The organism is Kitasatospora sp. SUK 42, from assembly GCF_015776785.2.
Classification (GTDB): domain Bacteria; phylum Actinomycetota; class Actinomycetes; order Streptomycetales; family Streptomycetaceae; genus Kitasatospora.
Map to the genome: position 1 here is coordinate 12,651 of NZ_LFMD02000003.1, position 21,561 is coordinate 34,211.

Annotated in this window: 15 protein-coding genes; 7 read left to right on the forward strand and 8 right to left on the reverse strand. The window is 73.2% G+C overall.

What is annotated here, in order from left to right; translation table 11 throughout:
* Positions 1-2: 2 nt before the first annotated feature.
* The 3 genes from RZ50_RS09660 to RZ50_RS09670 are packed head-to-tail and all read right to left on the reverse strand — an operon-like array spanning position 3 to position 5,274.
* Positions 3-1,964: a biotin carboxylase N-terminal domain-containing protein gene (locus RZ50_RS09660; RefSeq protein ID WP_196951276.1), complete on the reverse strand. Its 1,962-nt coding sequence runs from the start codon at positions 1,962-1,964 to the stop codon at positions 3-5.
* An 8-nt stretch (positions 1,965-1,972) separates the two neighbouring features.
* Complete coding sequence (locus RZ50_RS09665; protein WP_196951277.1) at positions 1,973-3,571, reverse strand: acyl-CoA carboxylase subunit beta; 1,599 nt, start codon at positions 3,569-3,571, stop codon at positions 1,973-1,975.
* Positions 3,568-5,274, reverse strand: a complete 1,707-nt coding sequence (locus RZ50_RS09670; protein WP_196951278.1) for an acyclic terpene utilization AtuA family protein — start codon at positions 5,272-5,274, stop codon at positions 3,568-3,570. The genes RZ50_RS09665 and RZ50_RS09670 overlap by 4 nt, the downstream gene beginning before the upstream one ends.
* 411 nt (positions 5,275-5,685) lie before the next feature.
* Here RZ50_RS09670 and RZ50_RS09675 point away from each other — a divergent pair, with 411 nt between their 5' ends.
* The 3 genes from RZ50_RS09675 to RZ50_RS09685 all read left to right on the forward strand — a co-directional run bounded on the left by RZ50_RS09675 (position 5,686) and on the right by RZ50_RS09685 (position 9,872).
* A complete protein-coding gene (locus RZ50_RS09675; protein WP_196951279.1) occupies positions 5,686-6,846 on the forward strand; it encodes a C40 family peptidase in 1,161 nt (386 codons plus the stop codon).
* A gap of 129 nt (positions 6,847-6,975) precedes the next feature.
* Positions 6,976-7,389: a VOC family protein gene (locus tag RZ50_RS09680; RefSeq protein ID WP_196951280.1), complete on the forward strand. Its 414-nt coding sequence runs from the start codon at positions 6,976-6,978 to the stop codon at positions 7,387-7,389.
* A 107-nt stretch (positions 7,390-7,496) separates the two neighbouring features.
* Positions 7,497-9,872 carry an excinuclease ABC subunit UvrA gene (locus RZ50_RS09685; protein WP_196951281.1) on the forward strand — a complete coding sequence of 792 codons (2,376 nt, stop codon included), beginning with the start codon at positions 7,497-7,499 and terminating at the stop codon, positions 9,870-9,872.
* A gap of 54 nt (positions 9,873-9,926) precedes the next feature.
* Here RZ50_RS09685 and RZ50_RS09690 read toward each other — a convergent pair whose 3' ends face one another.
* The 4 genes from RZ50_RS09690 to RZ50_RS09705 all read right to left on the reverse strand — a co-directional run bounded on the left by RZ50_RS09690 (position 9,927) and on the right by RZ50_RS09705 (position 16,244).
* Complete coding sequence (locus tag RZ50_RS09690) at positions 9,927-10,436, reverse strand: GNAT family N-acetyltransferase (RefSeq protein WP_196951282.1); 510 nt, start codon at positions 10,434-10,436, stop codon at positions 9,927-9,929.
* A gap of 76 nt (positions 10,437-10,512) precedes the next feature.
* A complete protein-coding gene (locus RZ50_RS09695; RefSeq protein WP_196951283.1) occupies positions 10,513-12,390 on the reverse strand; it encodes an endonuclease/exonuclease/phosphatase family protein in 1,878 nt (625 codons plus the stop codon).
* A gap of 352 nt (positions 12,391-12,742) precedes the next feature.
* A complete protein-coding gene (locus tag RZ50_RS09700) occupies positions 12,743-13,675 on the reverse strand; it encodes a Gfo/Idh/MocA family protein (RefSeq protein ID WP_196951284.1) in 933 nt (310 codons plus the stop codon).
* A gap of 133 nt (positions 13,676-13,808) precedes the next feature.
* Entirely contained in the window at positions 13,809-16,244 is a 2,436-nt protein-coding gene (locus tag RZ50_RS09705; protein WP_196951285.1) for a sodium-translocating pyrophosphatase, read from the reverse strand.
* Between the two features lie 218 nt (positions 16,245-16,462).
* On the opposite strand from RZ50_RS09705, the gene RZ50_RS09710 reads away from it, so the two are divergent.
* The gene (locus RZ50_RS09710; protein WP_196951286.1) at positions 16,463-16,945 is read left to right on the forward strand and encodes an inorganic diphosphatase; all 483 of its coding nucleotides are present in this window, start codon (positions 16,463-16,465) and stop codon (positions 16,943-16,945) included.
* On the opposite strand, the gene RZ50_RS09715 is transcribed toward RZ50_RS09710, so the two are convergent.
* The gene (locus tag RZ50_RS09715; RefSeq protein ID WP_196951287.1) at positions 16,919-17,740 is read right to left on the reverse strand and encodes a sugar phosphate isomerase/epimerase; all 822 of its coding nucleotides are present in this window, start codon (positions 17,738-17,740) and stop codon (positions 16,919-16,921) included. The genes RZ50_RS09710 and RZ50_RS09715 overlap by 27 nt on opposite strands.
* Before the next feature lie 133 nt (positions 17,741-17,873).
* Here RZ50_RS09715 and RZ50_RS09720 point away from each other — a divergent pair, with 133 nt between their 5' ends.
* The 3 genes from RZ50_RS09720 (at position 17,874) to RZ50_RS09730 (ending at position 21,515) form a co-directional block, all read left to right on the forward strand.
* On the forward strand, positions 17,874-19,088 hold the full coding sequence (locus tag RZ50_RS09720; protein WP_196951288.1) for an ROK family transcriptional regulator: 1,215 nt from the start codon (positions 17,874-17,876) through the stop codon (positions 19,086-19,088).
* Between the two features lie 156 nt (positions 19,089-19,244).
* Positions 19,245-20,243 (forward strand): hydroxyacid dehydrogenase, encoded by a 999-nt coding sequence (locus RZ50_RS09725; protein WP_196951289.1) that lies wholly within the window; start codon positions 19,245-19,247, stop codon positions 20,241-20,243.
* A gap of 3 nt (positions 20,244-20,246) precedes the next feature.
* On the forward strand, positions 20,247-21,515 hold the full coding sequence (locus RZ50_RS09730; protein WP_196951290.1) for a sulfatase: 1,269 nt from the start codon (positions 20,247-20,249) through the stop codon (positions 21,513-21,515).
* Positions 21,516-21,561 lie beyond the last annotated feature (46 nt).

A 21,561-nucleotide genomic window follows, 5' to 3' on the forward strand; every position in this document is an offset into this window, starting at 1 on the left:
GCTCAGGCTTCCCGGGGGGCTCGGACGGTGGCGGGTTCGGCCGGTTCCGAGGGTTTGACGACGGCGAGCAGGGTGCCGAGTTCGACCTGCCGGCCGGGGGCGGCGAGGAGTTCGACGAGGGTGCCGTCGGCGGGGGCGTTGACGCGGTGCTCCATCTTCATCGCCTCCAGGACGAGCAGCGGCTGCCCGGCGGTGACGGCCTCGCCGACGGCGGCGCCGACGCGCACCACGGTGCCGGGCATCGGAGCGAGCAGCGCGCCGGGGTCGGTGCGGACGGCGGGGTCGGGGAAGCGCGGGAGGGCGGTGAGCGCGGTGCCGCCGGCCGGGGTGTCGACGTACACCCGGTCGCCGTAGCGGGCGATCCGGTAGGTGCGCCGGAGCCCGTCCTCCAGCAGGACGACCTGTTCGGGTGTGGCGCTGACGAGTTCGACGCCGGGGTGGTCCTCGGCCCGCAGGCCGGAGCGGGTGTGGCGGTAGCGGACCTCCGCCTCGGTGCCGTCGGCCGCCCGGTAGCGCCTGAGCTGCGGCTGGGAGGGCAGGTTGCGCCAGCCGGAGGGGAAGGCGCCCGGACGGGCGGCGGCGTCGGCGAGGGCGGCGGCCAGGGCGGCGCGCTCGACACCGTCCGCGGCCGGGGCGGTGAGTTCGGCGGCGTGCTCGGCGAGGAAGCCGGTGTGCAGGTGTTCGGCGAGGAAGGCCGGGTGCCGCAGCGCGTGGACCAGCAGCTCGCGGTTGGTGGCGGGCCCGTGGATCCGGGCGCGGGCCAGCGCGTCGGCCAGGCGGCGGGCGGCGGCCGCGCGGGTCGGCGCCCAGGCGATCACCTTGGCGAGCATCGCGTCGTAGTGCGGGGTGATCTCGCCGCCGTCCGCGACACCGGAGTCCAGCCTGATCCCGGTGCCGGTGAACTCCCGGTGCGGGAGGGTGAGTTCGAAGCGGTGCAGGGTGCCGGTGGCGGGCTGCCAGTCCTTGGCCGGGTCCTCGGCGTACAGCCGGGCCTCGATCGCGTGGCCGGTGGTCGGCGGCGGGGTCGGTCCGGGCAGCTTCTCCCCTTCGGCCACGGCGAGTTGGAGCGCGACCAGGTCCAGACCGGTGACCGCCTCGGTGACCGGGTGCTCGACCTGGAGGCGGGTGTTCATCTCCAGGAAGAAGAACCGGCCGTCCTCGGCGAGCAGGAACTCGGCCGTCCCGGCGCCGGTGTAGCCGATCGCCCGGGCGGCGGCCGTGGCCGCCGCGTGCAGCCCGGCCCGTACGTCCGCCGGCAGGCCGGGGGCCGGGGCCTCCTCGACCACCTTCTGGTGCCGCCGCTGGAGCGAGCAGTCGCGGTCGCCGACCGCCCAGACCGTGCCGTGCGCGTCGGCCAGCAGCTGGACCTCCACGTGCCGCCCGGTGGGCAGGTAGCGCTCGCAGAACACCTCGTCCGAGCCGAAGGCCTTGGCCGCCTCGGCCCGGGCCGAGGCGAGTTCGGCGGGCAGGTCCGCGAGGTTCCGCACGACGCGCATGCCGCGGCCGCCGCCGCCCGCCGCGGCCTTCACCAGCACCGGCAGGTCGGCCTCGACCGGCTCGACGAGCGCGCCCAGGACGGGCACCCCGGCCTCGGCCATCAGGCGCTTGGCGGCGGTCTTGGAGCCCATCGCGGCGATCGCGGCCGGCGGCGGGCCGACCCAGAGCAGGCCGGCGTCCAGGACGGCCTGCGCGAACCCGGCGCTCTCGGACAGGAATCCGTACCCGGGGTGGACGGCGTCGGCCCCGGCCGCGAGCGCGGCGCGCACGATCAGCTCGCCGCGCAGGTAGGTGTCGGCGGGCGCGGCCCCGGGCAGCCGGACGGCGGCGTCGGCCTCGCGCACGTGCGGGGCGTCGGCGTCCGGGTCGGAGTGGACGGCGGTGGTCGCGATGCCGAGCTCCCGGCAGGTGCGGAACACCCGGCGGGCGATCTCGCCCCGGTTGGCGACCAGCAGGTTGGTGATCACGTGACCTCTCACATTCGGAAGACGCCGTAGCCGCGCGCGCCCTCGACCGGCGCGTTGTGGATCGCGGACAGGCACAGGCCGAGGACCGTACGGGTGTCGCGCGGGTCGATCACGCCGTCGTCGTAGAGCCGGCCGGAGAGGAACACCGGCAGCGACTCGGCCTCGATCTGCTGCTCGACCATCGCCCGGATCGCCGCGTCCGCGTCCTCGTCGTACGGCCGCCCCTTGGCGGCGGCGGACTGGCGGGCGACGATCGACAGCACCCCGGCGAGCTGCTGCGGGCCCATCACCGCGGACTTGGCGCTCGGCCAGGAGAAGAGGAAGCGCGGCTCGTAGGCCCGGCCGCACATGCCGTAGTGGCCGGCGCCGTAGGAGGCGCCCATCAGCACCGACAGGTGCGGGACCCCGGAGTTGGCGACGGCGTTGATCATCATCGCGCCGTGCTTGATGATGCCGCCCTGCTCGTAGTCCCTGCCGACCATGTAGCCGGTGGTGTTGTGCAGGAACAGCAGCGGGGTGCTCCGTTGGTTCGCCAGCTGGATGAACTGGGCGGCCTTCTGGGACTCCTGGCTGAACAGCACGCCCTGGGCGTTGGCCAGGATGCCGACCGGGTAGCCGTGCAGGCGGGCCCAGCCGGTGGCCAGGCTGGTGCCGTAGAGCGGTTTGAACTCGTCGAAGTCGGAGCTGTCGACGATCCTCGCGATCACCTCGCGCGGGTCGAAGGGCACCTTGAGGTCGCCGGGGACGATGCCGAGCAGTTCCTCCTCGTCGTACTTCGGCGGCTCGGCGAGCGGGTCCGGGCCGGGGCCCGGCTTGCGGTGGTCGAGGCGGGCGACGATCCGGCGGGCGGTCCGCAGCGCGTCCGCCTCGTCCACCGCGAAGTGGTCGGCCAGGCCGGAGGTGCGGGCGTGCATCTCGGCGCCGCCGAGCGACTCGTCGTCGGCCTCCTCGCCGGTGGCCATCTTCACCAGCGGCGGGCCGCCGAGGAAGACCTTCGCGCGCTCCTTGACCAGCACGGTGTGGTCGGACATCCCGGGCACGTAGGCGCCGCCGGCCGTCGAGTTGCCGAACACCACGGCCACGGTGGGGATTCCGGCGGCGGAGAGCCGGGTGAGGTCGCGGAACAGGGCGCCGCCGGGGATGAAGATCTCCTTCTGGCTGGGCAGGTCGGCGCCGCCGGACTCGACCAGGTTCACCAGCGGGAGGCGGTTGGTCAGCGCGATCTCGTTGGCGCGCAGGGCCTTGCGCAGCGTCCAGGGGTTGCTGGCGCCGCCGCGTACCGTCGGGTCGTTGGCGGTGATCACGCACTCGACGCCCTCGATCACGCCGATGCCGGTGACCAGCGCGGCGCCCACCGGGTAGTCGCTGCCCCAGGCGGCCAGCGGGGACAGCTCCAGGAACGGCGAGTCCTGGTCGACCAGCAGCTCGATCCGCTCGCGGGCCAGCAGCTTGCCGCGCCTGCGGTGGCGCTCCACGTACGTGGGGCCGCCGCCGGCCAGCGCCTTGGCGTGCTCGGCGTCCAGGTCGGCGAGTTTGGCGAGCATCGCGGCGCGGTGCTCGGCGAACTCGGGCCCGGCCGGGTCGACACGGGTGGACAGGGCGGTCACAGCAGAACCTCCGGGATGTCGAGGTGCCGGGAGCGCAGCCACTCCCCCAGGGCCTTGGCCTGCGGGTCGAAGCGGTGCTGGGCGGCGACGCCCTCGCCGAGCAGGCCGTTGATGGTGAAGTTGACCGCCCTGAGCTTCGGCAGCAGGTGCCGGGCGATGGGCAACTCGGCGGTCTCGGGGAGGAGTTCGCGCAACCTGTCGACGGTGAGGGTGTGCGCCAGCCAGCGCCAGCCGTCCTCGCCGCGGGCCCAGACGCCGAGGTTGGCGTCGCCGCCCTTGTCGCCGCTGCGGGCTCCGAGCACCAGGCCGAGCGGGGCGCGGCGGGTCGGGCCGGCGGGGAGCGGTTCGGGCAACTCCGCTGCCGCTTCACCCGGTTGGGCGGTGACGGGAGCAGGTGGGACGGCGATCCGGCGGCCGTCCGGCAGAACGGCGGTGTGCTCGACCAGCTCGGCGTCGACGTACGCGGCGGTGAACACCCCGTACGGCGCGCCCGGGCCGGGCGGGGCGGTGAGGTGGAAGCCCGGGTATCCGGCGAGACCCAACTCCACGGCCGTCTTGCCGAGTTCGCGCCCGACCCTGGCGGCGTCCGGGTCGCGGGCGGTCAGCCGGAGCAGGGCGGAGGCGGCCTCCTCGGTGGCGGCGTCCGGGTGGTCGGTGCGGGCGAGCGTCCAGCGCAGTTCGGCCGGACGGGCCCCGGTCGGCAGCGCGGCCTCGAACTGCCGTCGCACCAGGGCGGCCTTGGCCTCGACGTCCAGGCCGGTGAGCACGAACACCACCTCGCCCAGGTGGCCGCCCAGACGGTTGAGGCCGACCTTCAGGGTGGGCGGCGGGGCCTCGCCGCGCACGCCGTCGATCCGCACCCGGTCCGGACCCTCCTCGGCGAGCCGGACGGTGTCCAGCCGGGCGGTGACGTCCGGGCCGGGGTAGTGCGATCCGCCGGTCTCGTAAAGGAGTTGGGCGGTGACGGTGCCGATGGTGACGGCGCCGCCGGTGCCGGGGTGCTTGGTGATCACGCTGGAGCCGTCGGCGTGCAGTTCGGCGAGCGGGAAGCCGGGGTGGTCCACGTCGTGTTCGCGGAAGAAGGCGTAGTTGCCGCCCGTCGCCTGCGCCCCGCACTCCAGGACGTGCCCGGCGACCACCGCCCCGGCCAGGGCGTCCAGATCGGCGGGCGTCCAGCCGAAGTGGGCGATGCCCGGACCGGCGACCAGCGCGGCATCGGTGACCCGACCGGTCACCACCACGTCCGCGCCCTCGGCCAGGCAGGCGGCGACACCGAACGCCCCGAGGTAGGCGTTGGCCGCCAACAGCCCGTCGGGCAGGCCGAGTTCGGCCCGGCGCGACAGCAGGTCGTCGCCCTCGACGTGGGCCACGGCCGCCTCGACACCCAGCCGCCCGGCCAACCCCCGCAGCTCCTCGGCGAGTCGGGCCGGGTTGAGCCCGCCCGCGTTCACCACGATCCGCACCCCGCGCTCGCGCGCCAGGCCGAGGCACTCCTCCATCTGCCGCAGGAACGTCCGGGCGTAGCCGAGCGACGGGTCCTTCAACCGGTCCCGGGCCAGGATGAGCATGGTCAGCTCGGCGAGGTAGTCCCCGGTGAGCACGTCCAGCGGCCCACCCGTGAGCATCTCCCGCACCGCCGCGAAGCGGTCCCCGTAGAACCCCGAGGCGTTGCCGATCCGCAGTACCGAGCGTTCGCGCGCCAATGCGCCTCCCCTGCCGGTGGGTTGACGGCGCCCCGCGGGCACCGCCGGGCAGCAGCGTGGCACCGGCCGAAGAAAAAAGCAATCATGCCTGCTTGTTTTCCAGGGCCGGGCTCGCGCCGCCCGGTCCGCGCGCACCGGTGGAGAAAGGGCCCGTGCGGGTGGATCGACAGGGGCTCCGGCCGGGCGACTGCTCCCACCGTTCCCCTGCGGGATGCCGTGCGGTTGCCGGTAGTTGCCACGCCCGTGACCCGCGAGCCGAAGGGTGCTTCGACCACAGAAGATGCGCACGACGCAACCATTGACCCGGAGTCAGTGATTCCGAAAGGATGCGCAACCATGACTACGCGCGTAAACCTTCTGTCGCGACGGCTCGTTGCACCCTTACGATGGGCTGCCCTGCTGTCACTGCTGGTGTCGGTCGGAGTGTTCTTCGCCGGCGCCGGCGAGGCCCAGGCGGCGCCCGCCTGCGGGGTCCTCTCCACCGGTGCGGCGTCGCAGGCGACCGCCGCCGTACGCTCCGCCTGCGGGCTGATAGGCACCCCGTACTCGTGGGGCGGCGGCCACGGCTCCCAGCCCGGCCCGACGTACGGCCTCTGCGACCCCTCCAACGGTGCGCCCGACGACTGCAACGTCCGCGGCCTGGACTGCTCGGGCATGGTCCGCTACGCCTACGACCTGGCCGTCGGCGAGGACGTCATCAACGGCACCACCCGGACCCAGTGGCCGACCTCCCGGGCGGTCGCCCGCTACTACCGGGCGGACGGGACGGCACCGCTGCTCCCCGGCGACCTGGTGTACTTCGGCGGCACCGCCTCCACCATCCACCACGTCGCGATGTACCTCGGGCAGGGCTGGATCGTCGAGGCCCCCTACTCCGGCGGCTACGTCCAGGTGGCGGCGCTCTCCTCGCACGGCGACTACTACGGCGCCATCCGGCTGTACGGCCCCGGCAGCCCCACCCCGACGCCGCCCACGACGCCGACCCCTCCCCCGTCGAACAGCGGCCAGTACTGGGTGGACACCCTCTCCAACGCGCCCGTGTACGGCTCCCCGACCTCCACCACCAGCACCGGGACGCTGTACCAGGGCACGAACTACGTCTACTGCAAGGCCTGGGGCCGCGAGATGTCCAACGGCAGCAGCTACAACCACTGGTGGTTGAAGACGGACCCCGACGTCGGCCCCGGCGGCCAGTGGGTGTCCGCGTTCTACCTCTCGCGCTGGGGCAACGACACCGCCAAGGACAACAACGGCACGACCATCCCCACCTGCCCGGGCGGCGGCACCCCGCCGGCCACCGGCAAGTACTGGGTGGACACCTTCGCCAACGCGAGCGTCTACGCCTCGCCGACCTCCACCAACGCCACCGGGACGCTGTACCAGGGCACGGTCTACGTCTACTGCAAGGCCTGGGGCCGCGAGATGTCCAACGGCAGCAGCTACAACCACTGGTGGTTGAGGACCGACGCCGACGGGGGCCCCGCCGGCCAGTGGGTGTCCGCTTTCTACCTCTCGCGCTGGGGCAACGACACCGCCAAGGACAACAACGGCACGACCATCCCCGACTGCTAGCAGGGGCGGTCCGGCCGGCGACGACCCGTTGCCGGCCGGACCGATCAGGACTACCGGTCCGATCAGGACTGCTGAACCGATCAGGATTCGAGAAGCGCCGGAACGGCGGCCCCGCCTAGCGTTGCGGCCATGAGCGACATCACCATCCACTGGACCTTCCTCCCCCACACCGACCCCGAGGCCTCCCTCGCCTTCTACCGCGACCTGCTCGGCTTCGAGGTCCGCAACGACGTCGGCGGCGGCCCGATGCGCTGGATCACCGTCGGCCCCGCCGACCAGCCCGGCGTCTCGCTGGTGCTGGAGCCGCCCTTCGCCGACCCGGGCATCACCGAGGGGGAACGGCGTACCATCACCGAGATGATGGCCAAGGGGACGCACGCCCGGCTGGTGCTCGCCACCGCTGACCTGGACGGGGTGTTCGACCGGCTGAAGTCCGGTGGCGCCGAGCTCGTCCAGGAGCCGACCCTGCAGCCGTACGGCATCCGCGACTGCGCCTTCCGCGACCCCGCGGGCAACATGATCCGCTTCAACGAGGTGCGCTGAGCCCCCGCCCGCCCCGGCGTCGACCGCCGGGGCGGGCCTGCGTCCACCTGCCCGACCACTCACCCGACCCCACCTGCCCGCCCGACCGACAGGGAGCGAAGACAACGATGGCCGAGCCGCACGTCGCCGACAGCCACGACCTGATCCGTGTGCACGGCGCACGCGAGAACAACCTCAAGGACGTCAGCGTCGACATCCCCAAGCGCCGCCTGACGGTGTTCACCGGAGTGTCCGGCTCGGGCAAGAGCTCGCTGGTCTTCGACACCGTCGCCGCCGAGTCGCAACGGCTGATCAACGAGACCTACAGCGCCTTCGTCCAGGGCTTCATGCCCACCCAGGCCCGCCCCGAGGTGGACGTCCTGGAGGGCCTCACCACCGCGATCATCGTCGACCAGCAGCGGATGGGCGCCGACCCCCGCTCCACCGTCGGCACCGCCACCGACGCCAACGCGATGCTGCGCATCCTGTTCAGCCGGCTCGGCACCCCGCACATCGGCTCCCCCAAGGCCTTCTCCTTCAACGTCCCCTCGATCAGCGGCGCCGGCGCCGTCACCGTCGAGCGCGGCGGCAGGACGGTCAAGGAGCGGCGCAGCTTCAGCATCACCGGCGGCATGTGCCCGCGCTGCGAGGGCCGGGGCAGCGTCTCCGACATCGACCTCACCCAGCTCTACGACGAGACCAAGTCGCTCGCCGAGGGCGCCATCACCATCCCCGGCTGGAAGCCGGACAGCTGGTGGACGGTCGGCGTGTACGCCAACTCCGGCTTCCTCGACCCGGACAAGCCGATCCGCGAGTACACCAGGAAGGAACTCCAGGACTTCCTTCACCGGGAGCCCGTCAAGGTCAAGGTCAACGGTGTCAACCTCACCTACGAGGGTCTGATCCCCAAGATCCAGAAGTCCATGCTGTCCAAGGACAAGGACGCGCTGCAGCCGCACATCCGGGCCTTCGTGGAGCGCGCCGTCACCTTCACCGCCTGCCCCGAGTGCGAGGGCACCCGGCTCAGCGAGGCCGCCCGCTCCTCGAAGATCGCGGGCATCAGCATCGCCGACGCCTGCGCGATGCAGATCAGCGACCTCGCCGACTGGGTCCGCGCCCTGGACGAGCCCTCGGTCACGCCGCTGCTCACCGCGCTGCGGCAGGTCCTGGACTCCTTCGTCGAGATCGGCCTCGGCTACCTCTCGCTCGACCGCCCCTCCGGCACCCTCTCCGGCGGCGAGGCGCAGCGCGTCAAGATGATCCGCCACCTCGGCTCCTCGCTCACCGACACCACGTACGTCTTCGACGAGCCCACCACCGGCCTGCACCCGCACGACATCAGCCGGATGAACGACCTGCTGCTGCGGCTGCGGGACAAGGGCAACACGGTGCTGGTGGTGGAGCACAAGCCGCAGACCATCGCGATCGCCGACCACGTGGTGGACCTCGGCCCGGGGGCCGGTACGGCGGGCGGCACGGTCTGCTTCGAGGGCGGCGTGGACGGGCTGCGCGCCAGCGGCACCGTCACCGGCCGCCACCTGGCCGACCGGACGGCGCTGCGGGGCACCGTCCGCAAGCCGACCGGGAAGCTGGCGATCCGCGGCGCGAACACCCACAACCTGCGGGACGTGGACGTGGACGTGCCGCTCGGGGTGCTCACCGTGGTCACCGGGGTCGCGGGCTCGGGCAAGAGCTCGCTGATCCACGGCTCGCTGGGTCAGCAGTCGGGGGCCGCCGACGAGGGCGTGGTGTACGTCGACCAGGGCGCGATCAAGGGCTCCCGGCGCAGCAACCCGGCCACCTACACCGGGCTGCTCGACCCGATCCGCAAGGCCTTCGCCAAGGCGAACGACGTGAAGCCGGCCCTGTTCAGCGCCAACTCCGAGGGGGCCTGCCCGACCTGCAACGGCGCGGGGGTGGTCTTCACCGACCTGGCGATGATGGCCGGGGTGGCCTCCACCTGCGAGGACTGCGAGGGCCGGCGCTACCAGGCCGCGGTGCTGGAGTACCGGCTCGGCGGCCGGGACATCAGCGAGGTGCTCGCGATGCCGGTGGCCGAGGCGGTGGAGTTCTTCGGCGCCGGCGAGGCGAAGCTGCCCGCCGCGCACCGGATCCTGCAGCGGCTCTCGGACGTCGGGCTTGGCTACCTGAGCCTCGGCCAGCCGCTCACCACGCTGTCCGGCGGGGAGCGCCAGCGGCTGAAGCTGGCCACCCACATGGCGGACAAGGGCGGGGTCTACGTCCTGGACGAGCCGACCATCGGTCTGCACCTGGCGGACGTGGAGCAGCTGCTCGGGCTGCTGGACCGGCTGGTGGAGTCCGGAAAGTCGGTGATCGTGATCGAGCACCACCTGGCGGTCATGGCGCACGCGGACTGGATCATCGACCTCGGCCCCGGCGCCGGCCACGACGGGGGCCGGGTGGTCTTCGAGGGCACCCCGGCCGAACTGGTCGCGGCCCGCTCGACGCTGACCGGCGAGCACCTGGCCGACTACGTGGGCTGAGCACGGCGACGGCCCTCCCGTACGGGAGCTCCGTACGGGAGGGCCGTGCGGAGCTCATTCCAGCGGGAGGGCCATCTCCAGGATCCGGGCCTCCCGGTCCAGCACGTACGGCGTCTCGCCGCCGGTGTACGCGAAGCCGCGCCGCCGGTAGAAGGCGGCGGCGCGGTGGTTGGCCTCGTGCACCCCGAGCAGCATCCGCCCGGCGCGCCGGACCCGGGCCCAGGCGAGGACGGCGTCCAACAGGGCGTCGGCGACGCCGAGTTCGCGGCCGCGGTGCGCCGGGTCCACCCAGACGCCGATCAGGTCGACGGCCCGGGGGTGCTCCCCGTTCGGGACCGACAGCATGGTGCCGACCCACTCGCCGGTGTCGTCCACCGCGACCAGGCCGATCTTGTCGGGCTCGTTGACCCAGTTCGTCCGGGCCCGCCAGTTGCCCTCGCCCTGGTGCCGGGCGTACTCGTAGGGCTCGCCGAACGCCATGGGGGTGTCGAGGAGTTGGGCCAGCCGCACCTTCCGCAGCCGCTGCCAGTCCTCGCGCCCGATCCGCTCGATCCGGTACGCCACGTCCGCCCCCGCTCCGCGATCCCGCCTCCGCCGCCGGCCGTCACCGGTGGCGGAGGCAGGATAACCGCAGGTCGGGTCACGGCTTGATGCGGACCACCTGCGGGTCGTGATCGCTGGCCTGCTGGGCGAACTCGGCGTTGATGTGCACGATGTCGTACTTGGCGTAGCCGACCTCGGGGCTGACCAGGATGTGGTCCAGCACCTGCGAGTTGCCCTGGTAGACGTACGAGTACTGCTCGGTCTCCGGCAGTTCGTTCACCAGGTCGCGCAGCACGCCGCCCTTGGTGAGCGTGGCGAGCGCGGGCGAGAACTGGTAGTCGTTGAAGTCGCCGACGGAGACGACCTTCGCCTGCTTGTCGGCGGCCAGCAGCTTGGCGACGAAGGTCTGCTCGACGGTGGCCTGCTTGATCCGCTGCACCTCGGAGCTGCGGGTCGGGGCCTGGAAGCGGCTGTCGATGCCCTGGTCGCCGCCCTTGCTGTTGAAGTGGTTGGCGATCACGAAGACCTTCTGGCCTCGGAAGGAGAACTGGCCGACCAGCGGCTTGCGGCTGTTGGTCCACGCCTCGTCGTTCGGCTCGATCCGGCCGGGCGAGGCGGTCAGCGCGGCGGTGGCCCCGGCGCCGGTCACGCCGACGGCGGTGGTGGCGTTGCCGCCGGGGATGTCGGTGAAGGAGACCCGCTGCGGGTTGAACAGGAAGACCTGGCGGATGTTGCCGCCGGGCTCGCCGCCGTCCTTGCCGTCCTGCGGGTCGACCGAGCGCCAGTCGTAGGCCGGGCCGCCGGCCGCCTTGATCGCGGCGAGGAACTTGGCGACGGTCTGGCTCGCGTCCACCGTGCCGTCGTTCTTGGCGCCGTTGTTGTCCTGGATCTCCTCCAGGGCGACGATGTCGGGCGAGCGCAGGTTGGTGACGATGCCCTGGGCGAGCTGGGCGAACTTGGCGTCGGGATTGGTGGCGGCCAGGTTCTCCACGTTGTAGGTGGCGATGGTGAGTTCGCGCTCGCCCGCCTGCGGGGTGACCTCGCGCTGGAGGTGGTTGTCCTTCAGCGTGCCCAGGGTGCCGGCCACGATGGTGTAGCCGCCGAACTGGTTGTAGTCCAGCGGGCCGGTGGTGGTGCCGGTCAGCTCGTCGCCGACGTTGGCCACCGGGAAGGGCTGCTGGGAGACCGGCGCCTGCTGCTGCACCATCAGGCGGCCGACGTTGGGCTCCTTGTACGACTCGTACAGCAGGCCACCGCGCTTGCTGCGCTGGTCCTGCTTGTCGGCGGCGACCCACAGCTCGTTGTACTTGTCGGTGGCCTGCACCACCCGGACGTCCTTGACCTGGACCAGCATGCTCTCCAGGGAGGCGTAGAAGTCCAGGGCGTACTTCTCCGGGTTGAGCGGCACCGACGAGATGGTGCCGTCCGGGCCGGCCGGCGGGGCGTAGCGGCCGGGGATGTTGCGGGTGTCCACGACCACCGGGGCGGGCAGCGGGTTGCCGGAGGACAGCACGGTGACGGCGGGGCCGCTGAGTTCGGTGAGGGACTGCGAGCCGCCGTTGAAGTTCGGGTAGTACACGGTGACCTTGCCGCTCACCAGCACCGAGTCGCCGACCTTCACGGTCGGGTTTCCGCCGGTGTAGACGAAGATGCCCTCGCTGGTGGCCGGGTTGGCGTCCGGGTTCGGGTCCTGCATCCAGAAGCCCTTGGAACTGCCGTACGCGCGCAGGCCGGTGACGATCCCGGGCACACCGGTGACGGGCTTCCCGGCCTGCGGGGATATCCGGGTGGTGCCGTGGATGTCGTGGATCCGCAGCGGCCCGGCCTCGGTCGGGGCGGGCGGGGCGGCGGCCGCCCCGGCGGCGTTGGCGGCCGGCAGCGGGACGAGCACCAGCGAGAAGGCGAGCGCGGCCGGGGCGATGGCGGCGCGCAGCAGGGCGGCTCTGCGGGGGCGGGGTGCAGGGGCGGTGGTCACCGGGACATGGCTCCTAGCTCCGACGTGCGGCACTGGTGTGGCACGGCGGTCCGGGGGAGGCGCGCTGAGGAGAAGCGCGCGCTACTCGCGTAGAGAGAAGACGGAGAGAAAGCGGAGGACGAACACCCGTCCTCCGCGTCGCCGTTCAAGATACGCGCGTAGAAAAAGCCCCGACAAGACCCCGTCAGTGAACTGTCGGTTCCGCCCAGGTGACTTGATCACCCGTCATTGCAGCCGATTCCCAGCCTGCTCCCAGCTTTTCCCCAGCTTTCCCTCAGCTTTGCCCGATCCGGTGGGCGTTCAGCCCCGCCCGACCTGTTCGGCGTTCAGCCCCGCCCGATCCGATGGACGTTCAGCCCTGCCCGATCCGCTCCACGATCAGCTCGCACAGCTCGTGGGTGCGCAGCGCGTCGTGGGCGTCGACCCTCCGCCCGGCGCGGACGGCGTCCAGGAACGACAGGACGCACTGCTCGATGCCGCGCTGGCGGGCCACCGACACCCAGTCACCACGCCGGCGGACGGTGGGCTGGCCCCGGTGGTCGATCACCTCGGCCAGGTTGCGCACCTCGCGCTTGGAGTCGCCGCCGGAGACCTCCAGCACCTCCTCGGTCGAGCCGGAGACCCGGTTCATGACGCCCAGCGCGGTGAAGCCCTCCCCGCCGAGCGTGAGCACCACGTGCTCGACCAGCCCGTCCCGGGTCCTGGCCCGGACGTCCACGTGCTCGATCTCGCCCGGGGCGAGGAAGCGCAGCGTGTCCACCACGTGGATGAAGTCGTCGAAGACCAGCGTGCGGGCGGCTTCGGGCAGGCCCTCGCGGTTCTTCTGCAGCACGATCAGATCCCGGGGGCGCTCCAGCGCCTGCGCGTAGCCGGGCGCGTGGCGCCGGTTGAACCCGACCATCAGTGAGCGGCCCGTCCGGTCGGCCAGCTGCACCAGCCGCTGCGAGCCGTCCAGGGTGTAGTCCAGCGGCTTGTCCACGTACACGTCCACGCCCTCGGCCAGCAGCCGCTCCACGATCGGCACGTGCTGACTGGTCGCGGCGTGGACGAACGCCGCCCGGATCCCACTCCCGATCAGCTCCCCGAGATCGGTGAACCGCTTCTCGGCCCCGATCCGGTATGCGTCCCCGATCCGGTCCAGCTTCGCCCCGTCCCGGGTCATCAACCGGACGTCCAGTCCCGGCAACCCGCCCAGAACCGGCAGATACGCCTTCTGTGCGATGTCACCGAGCCCGATGACCCCCACCGGAAGAAGGCCATCGCCAGGGACAGGGGTCGAATTCATCAGCTTCTCCACACGTACGCACCGACACCATCGCCCCCCACCCTATGCACCGGGTCCCGTGCGCCACCCACCCGGCACCGGAGCCCCCGGAACGATCCCGCCTGCCGGCCTGCGGTCGGCGGTCGGCGGCTGGTCAGCGGACGGGCGCGGGCTCCTCCGGTGCGCGGGTGTCGGTGGGCGTTTCGTCGGCGCCGACGGTGATGCCCCGGCGCTTGGAGATCCACACGGCGAGGACGACGACGGCCAGGGCCAGCAGGGCGATGGTCAGCCGGAGGCCGAGGCTGGCGTGCGGGCCGAAGCTGAGTTTGACGATCGCGGGCGCCACCAGGAGGGAGACCAGGTTCATCACCTTCAGAAGCGGGTTGATGGCCGGTCCGGCGGTGTCCTTGAAGGGATCGCCCACCGTGTCGCCGATGACGGTGGCCGCGTGCGCGGGGCTTCCCCTGCCGCCGTGGTGACCGTCCTCGACCAGCTTCTTGGCGTTGTCCCAGGCACCGCCCGAGGTGGCCAGGAAGACGGCCATCAGGGTGCCCGCGCCGATCGCTCCGGCCAGGAACGAGCCCAGCGGACCGACGCCGAGCAGGAAGCCGAGGGCGATCGGGGTCAGCACGGCGAGCAGGCCCGGGGTGACCAGCTCGCGCAGCGCGTCGCGGGTGCAGATGTCCACCACCCGGCCGTACTCGGGCCGCTCGGTGCCGTCCATGATGCCGGGCCGGGTGCGGAACTGGCGCCGGACCTCGAAGACGACCGCGCCGGCGGAGCGCGAGACGGCGTTGATCGCCAGACCGGAGAAGAGGAAGACGACGGCGGCTCCGGCCAGCAGGCCGACCAGGTTGTCGGGCTGGTCGATGGCCAGGTTCAGGCTCGAACCGTGGGCGGCCGGGCCGATCTGCGCCTCGGCGGTCGCGATGGTGTCGGTGTAGGAGCCGAACAGGGCGGTGGCGGCGAGCACCGCGGTGGCGATGGCGATGCCCTTGGTGATCGCCTTGGTGGTGTTGCCGACGGCGTCCAGTTCGGTGAGCACCTGGGCGCCGGCGCCGGTGATGTCCCCGGACATCTCCGCGATGCCCTGGGCGTTGTCGGAGACCGGGCCGAAGGTGTCCATCGCGACGATCACGCCGACGGTGGTCAGCAGTCCCGTCCCGGCCAGAGCGACCGCGAACAGGGACAGGATCAGCGAGCCGCCGCCGAGCAGGAAGGCGCCGTAGACGGCGGCTCCGATGGCCACGGCGGAGTACACCGCCGCCTCCAGGCCGAGCGCGACACCGGAGAGCACCACGGTGGCCGGCCCGGTCAGCGAGGACTTGCCCACGTCCCGTACCGGGCGGCGGGTGGTCTCGGTGAAGTAGCCGGTCAGTTGCTGGATGACGGCGGCCAGCACGATCCCGATGACCACCGCGACCAGGGCGAACACCCGCGGGCTGCCCGCGTGCCGGGTGATCTCGGCAGGCACCCCGTGCAGACCGGAGAAGCGCGCCGGGAGGAACGCGAAGACCGCGCCGGCCACCAGGGCGAGGGACACCGCGGCGGAGACGAAGAAGCCCCGGTTGATGGCGGTCATCCCGCTGCGGTCCGTGGGCCGCGGGGAGACCGTCATGATGCCCAGGACCGCCGTGAGCACCCCGATGGCGGGCACCACCAGAGGGAAGGTCAGCCCGTTGTCGCCGAAGGCGGCTCCGCCCAGGATCAGCGCGGCGACCAGGGTCACGGCGTAGGACTCGAACAGGTCGGCCGCCATCCCCGCGCAGTCGCCCACGTTGTCACCCACGTTGTCGGCGATCGTCGCCGCGTTGCGGGGATCGTCCTCGGGGATCCCCTGCTCGACCTTGCCCACCAGGTCCGCGCCCACGTCGGCGGCCTTGGTGAAGATCCCGCCGCCCACCCGCATGAACATCGCCAGCAACGCCGCGCCGAAGCCGAAGCCCTCCAGCACCTTCGGCGCGTTCGCCTGGTAGATCAGCACCACCGTCGCCGCCCCCATGAGGCCCAGCCCCACGGTGAACATCCCCACCACTCCACCGGTGCGGAAGGCGATCCGCATCGCCCGGTACGACACCCTCCGCACGATCGACGCCGCCGTCGGTTCCTCCCAGGCGTCGACGGCCGGGACCGGCGCCGTCTCCGCCCGGGCCTCCGTCCCCGCCCGGGCCGCCGCGGCCACCCGGACGTTGCTGCGCACCGCGAGCTGCATCCCGACGTACCCCGTCGTCGCCGAGAAGGCGGCCCCGACCAGGAAGAACACCGAACGCCCGATCCGCTGCCCCCAGTTGTCCGCCGGCAGCAGCAACAGCACCAGGGGCACCACGCCGGCGAAGACGGCCAGGGTGCGGAACTGGCGCCTCAGATAGGCGTTCGCACCCTCCTGAACCGCCCCGGCGATCCGCCGCATCGTTTCGGTGCCCTCGTCCGCGGCCAGGACCTGGCGCACGAGCGCCCAGGCGACCATCAGGGCTCCCGCCCCGATCACCGCGACGATCACCAGCAGCGTTCGGCCCGACCCGGTCAACACGGGTGCGGCCGCAAGGGGTGCGGACGCAACGGATGCGCCCGCGGGAAAGACCCCAGCCATGCCGCCCTCCTTGACGTCGTGCCTGGGCGCCGGGCGCGCGAATCAGCCGCCCGGGAGCTTCAGACCGAGGCTAACCCCGGGGACTGGAGCTCTCCACGGGGGTTAGGGCAATCGCGTACCCGGCATGCGGCGGCGGGCGGTCCACTCGAAAATGGTGCTGTCGATGCCAGTGGTGCCGTCGATGCCGTCGGACGCCGCGGATCGCGAAGGAGGCCGACATGGACTTCGAGGTGGTCGTCGAGATCCCTCAGGGGTCGCGCAACAAGTACGAGATGGACAAGGCCGCCGGACGGATCCGCCTGGACCGGATGCTGTTCACGGCCACCCGTTATCCGGCGGACTACGGGTACATCGAGGACACCCTCGGCGGAGACGGCGACCCCCTCGACGCCCTCGTCCTCGTCGACGAGCCCACCTTCCCGGGATGCGGCATCACCTGCCGCGCCATCGGCATGTTCGTCATGACCGATGAGAAGGGACCGGACGAGAAGATCCTCTGCGTGCCGGCCCACGACCCCCGCTTCACCCATCTGCAGGACATCGACGACATGCCCCGGCACGACCTGCAGGAGATCACCCACTTCTTCGAGGTCTACAAGGACCTCGAACCCGGGAAGTCCGTCGAAGGCTCCCACTGGGCGAACAAGGCCGACGCCTACGCCGAGATCGAGGCCTCACGCTCCAGGGCCGCCGCCCGGTAGGCCACCGCCCGGAAGACCGCGGCCCGCCGCCGCGAGGAACGCGGCGCCGGCCCCGAGGAGCGGGGGCAGCGGGGCGGCGGCCGGGTGCCAGGGCGCCTCGTACTCCCAGCAGACCCAGGCGGCCCGCGGCAGCAGGCCCAGGCAGTCGGCGATCGGCAGGACGCCGGCGCCGAGCGGGAGCGGGGTGAGGTCCTGCGGGCCGGCGATGTCCTTGACCTGGACGTGGCCGAGGTGCGGGCCGAGCGCGGCGTGGGACTCGGCCGGGGTCTCGCCGGCGAGGTGGGTGTGCATCAGGTCCCACAGCGCGCCGACGGCGGGGTGGGCGACGCGCTCCAGCAGTGCGGCCACCGCCCGTCCGCTCCGGTGGGAGTCGTGGGTCTCCACGAGTACCCGCACGCCGAGCCGCCGCGCGTCCTCCACGACCTCCGCGAGCCGTCGGGCGGCGCGGGCATCGGCCTCGGCCCGGGGGCCGTCGCCGCCACGGGGGAAGACCCGGACGGCGGCCGCGCCCAGGTCGGCGGCGAGGTGCAGGTGGGAGCGGAGCGCGTCCGTCACCGGCGCGTCCGGTCCCGGTGCGGCGACGCCGATGTAGGAGGCGAGCGCGAGCGGGGTGAGGCCGTGGGCGCGCAGGGTGCGGGCGGCGGCGCGGCGCTCCCCGGCGGTCATCTCCGGGTGGACCGACTCGCCCGCGGCGCAGCGCAGTTCGAGCCCGTCCCAGCCGTGCTCGGCGGCGAGCCCGGCGGCCTCGGCCAGTGGCAGCCCGGGGACGCCGAGGGTGGAGAAGGCGATCGGCACGGCGGCTCCTCGGTCGGTGGCGTGGGCGATGACGTCGGGCGGTGCGGCCCGCGCGGGTGCTGCGCAAGGATATATTCAAACTGAGACAAAGTCCTGACCCGCCCGGGCCCCGACCCGGTCCGAGGAGCGCCCCATGCCCCCGACCCGCACCCCGGCCACCGCCACGACGCAGACCGTCGCGCAGGTGAACCAGACCGTCCTGCTGGAGGTGCTGCGGCGGCACGGCTCGCTGTCCCGGCAGCGGCTGGCCGCCGAGAGCGGGCTGAGCACCGCGACCGTTCACCGGCTGGTGGAGGTGCTGCGGGCCGAGGGGCTGGTGGAGGTCGAGGCCGTCCGGGCGCCGTCCAGCGGGGGCCGGCCGCCGCAGCTGATCCGGTACAACGCCCGCGCGCAGACCGTGCTGGCGGTCGCGATGCGCCCGCGCCGGATCGTCGGCGTGGTGGCCGACCTCGACGGCACGGTGCTGCACGAGGCCGAGCACCACTGGGCGTTCCCCGGCCCGGACGGACCGCGGGAGACCACCGCCGCCGAGCTGACCGGGCCCCTGCTCGCGCTGGTGGACGACCTGCGGGCCTGGGCCGGGCGGCACGCCGGCCCGCCCCGCGCCCTGGTGGCGGGCGTGCCCGGGGTAGTCCGGGACCGCACCGGGCTGGTGGAGTTCGCGCCCGCGCTGGAGTGGCCCGGGCTGCGGCTGGGGGCGCTGCTCCAGGAGCGGTACGGCGTCCCGGTCGCGGTCGAGAGCAACGTCAACCTGGTCGCGCTGGCCGTGCAGCAGGCGGAGGAGGCCTCCGGGGTGAGCGACCTGGCGGCCGTCGTGGTGGGCATCGAGGTCGGCGCCGGGATCGTGCTGGACGGCCGGCTGCACCGGGGGCGGCTGGGCGCGGCCGGGGCGCTCGGCCACCTGATGTCCGGGCACGCGGCGCTCGACCGGCCGCTCGGGCGGACCGGCGACACCCAGGCGAGGATCGGCGACCACGCGGTGGACCGGAGGATCACCGAGGCCGGGCTGACGGTGTCCGGCACCCCGGCCGAGCGGGTGGCCGAGCTGTTCCGGCTGGGGCGGGAGGGCCACCCGGCGGCGGTGCGGCTGATCGGCGAGCTCACGGACGACCTGGCGCTGCTGGTGGCCAACCTGAGCGCGCTGCTCGCGCCCGAGCTCATCGCCCTCGGCGGGCGGCTGTTCTGGGAGAGCGGGGGCGAGCTGCCGGCCGCGATCGAGAGCCGCCTGCAGGGGCGGGTGCCGGTCCTGCCGCGCCTGGTGGTGGTGCACAGCACGACCACGGAGCTGGTCGGCGCGGCCGCGGCGGCCGTCCGGCTCGCGGACGGGGCGACCTTCATCACGCGGTGAGCCGCCTTCATCACCCGGTCAGCCGCCGAACGCGGCCGGGCCCGGGTGGGCCGGGCCGGGCCGCCGACACCGGATCCCCCACTATTTCTCACTATGATAGAAACTCCTTGCGCGCCGGCGATCCGACGTGCGCGCCAGCGACCTGAGGAGACCCGGATGCCGACCGCCGCCTTCGCGATGGACCCGGCGCGCTTCCCCGACGTCTACGGCCCTGAGGCCCGCGCCCGGGTCGCCGCCCGCGCCGAGCTGGTGACCGACCCGGCCTCGGACCACGGCGTGTGGAGCGCCGAGCGGCTGGCCGCCGCACCCGAGGCGCTGCGCGAGGTCGAGGTGCTGTTCACCGGCTGGGGCGGACCGGTGCTGGACGCCCCCGCCCTGGCCCGGCTCCCCCGCCTCCGCCTGGTGCTCTACGCCGCGGGATCGGTGCGCCGGATCGCCGGCGAGGCGTTCTGGGCGGCGGACATCCCGATCGTCACCGCCGCCCACGCCAACGCCGTCCCGGTCGCGGAGTTCACCGTGGCCCAGATCGTCTACGCCCTCAAGGACGGCTGGCGCCACGTCCTCGCCGCCCGGGCGGCCCGCGCCGCCGTCCCGGCCGCCCGCACCCCGGGCGCGTACGGCTCCACCGTCGGCGTCCTGTCGCTCGGCGCGGCCGGGCGCCTGGTCTGCGAGATGCTGCGCGACTACGACGTCCGGGTCCTCGCGCACGATCCGTACGCCCCGACACCGCCGGGGGTGCGGGCCGTCGGACTCGACGAACTCTTCGCCACCGCCGACGTGGTGAGCGTGCACACCCCGCTGCTCCCGGAGACCCGCGGGCTCGTCGGCCGGCGACTGCTGACCGCGATGAAGCCCGGCGCCACCCTCGTCAACACCTCACGCGGAGCCGTCCTCGACGAGCCCGCGCTGCTGGAGGTCCTCGCCGAACGCCCGGACCTCTTCGCCGTGTTGGACGTCACCGACCCCGAGCCGCCGTCGCCCGGCTCGCCGCTGTTCACCCTGCCCAACGTGGTCGTCACCCCGCACCTCGCGGGCAGCCGCGAGCTGGAGCGCCGCCGCCTCGGCGACCTGGTGGTCGGCGAGTTCGAACGCTGGCTGCGCGGCGCACCGCTGCACCAGGCGCTCGACCGGCGCACCTACGAACGGATGGCCTGACCCATGCCCGAGCACACAGGCCCCGACGTCGTCCTGATCCTGACGGACCAGCAGACCGCCGACGCGATGAGCGCCACCGGGAACCCGTACCTGCGCACCCCCGCGATGGACGCGCTGGCCGCCGCCGGCACCCGCTACCCCAACGCCTACTGCGCCCAGCCGCTCTGCACGCCCTCCCGCGCCAGCCTCATGACGGGCCGCCTGCCCAGCACCGTCGGCGTCACCGGCAACACCGGCGGCCCCGAGGACCCTTTGCTGGGGCGGCTGTTCACCGAGGCCGGGTACGACTGCGGCTACGGCGGCAAGTGGCACCTGCCGGAGATCGACCTGCCCGAGGGCCGGGGCTTCCGCCGGATCCACCCGGCCGGCGGGGACGACGCCGGACTCGCCCGCGCCGCCGCCGAGTTCGTCCGCGCACCACGCGACCGGCCGTTCCTGCTGGTCGCCTCCTTCCTGGAGCCGCACGGCATCTGCGAGTGGGCCCGCGGCCAGGACCCGCGCACCGGCCCGCTCCCGCCCGCGCCGCCCGTCCCGCAACTCCCCCCGCTACCGGCCAACTTCCCGACCGCGCCGTACGACCCCGCGCTGCCCCGGCTCGCCCGGCTGGCCCAGCCGCACACCCATCCGACCGCCGACTGGCGGGAGGACGACTGGCGCCGCTACCGGCACGCCTACTACGCCCTGGTCGAGCGGGTGGACCGCCACATCGGGCTGCTGCTGGCGGCACTCGGGGAACACGACCGGGAGACCGTGGTGGTGTTCAGCTCCGACCACGGCGACGGCGCGGGCGCCCACCGCTGGAACCAGAAGTGGGCCCTGTACGAGGAGTGTGTGCGGGTGCCCCTGGTGGTCGCCGGGCCCGGGGTGGCCTCCGGCGCCGTCGACGAGCGGCTGGTGGCGGCCGGGCTGGACCTCATCCCGACGCTCTGCGACCTGGCCGGCCTCGAAGCGCCGGAGGGGCTGCCCGGCCGCAGCGTCCGCGCGCCGCGACCGCACGACAGCGTGGTGGTCGAGACCCGCTGGGAGATCCCCGGCTTCAACAACGCCCTGGGCCGGATGGTCCGCGCCGGGCGACACAAGTACGTGTGCTACGCCTGGGGCGACCACCGCGAGCAGCTCTTCGACCTCGCCGCCGACCCCGGCGAGCTGGTGAACCTCTCGGTCGACGCCCGGCACGCGCCGCTGCTCGACCGGTTCCGGGGCCTGCTGTCCGAGCACTGCACGGCCGTCGCCGACCCGTTCGCCCGCTTCGTGCCGCAGGCCGCGCACTGACGAAAGGGGCCGACCCGCCGGGGTCGGCCCCTCACCACAAGGACAC